Consider the following 422-nt stretch of genomic DNA (forward strand, 5'->3'; position numbering starts at 1 on the left):
GCCTATTAATACAAGCCATCTCCATCATGCGATTGCAGGCGTAGAAAGTACAACCCTGAGGCGATAGTAAGAATACCTAATATCCAATAGGTGGTCTGGAACGCAGCAAGGGTATCAATCTGATAATTATCAATTAGGATGTTAAGTACTGCCGCACCAAAGGCAATACCAAAGCTCATAGCGAGCTGTTGGTTCACCGCCATCAGGCTATTGCCACTACTGGTCTGCGCTCCTTCTAAGTCACCAATAGTAATGGTATTCATGGCGCTAAACTGCATGGAGTTGCACGCGCCCATCACTGTCAATACAGGGATGAACCAATACCAAGGTACGCTCGCGTCAAACTGGGCAAGCAGCAAAATTAGAATACCAAGTAGGGTAGTATTAACGACCAAAACCTTCCGGTAGCTAAAACGCTGAAT

Annotated in this window: 1 protein-coding gene; it reads right to left on the bottom strand. The window is 45.7% G+C overall.

Going from position 1 to position 422, the window contains the following annotated elements; translation table 11 throughout:
* Positions 1–5: 5 nt before the first annotated feature.
* The coding region (locus tag EHC72_RS22525) for an MFS transporter (protein WP_131539968.1) at positions 6–422 on the bottom strand (417 nt) is incomplete at its 5' end.

This window comes from Pedobacter nototheniae, from assembly GCF_004335085.1.
Classification (GTDB): Bacteria; Bacteroidota; Bacteroidia; order Sphingobacteriales; family Sphingobacteriaceae; genus Pedobacter; species Pedobacter nototheniae.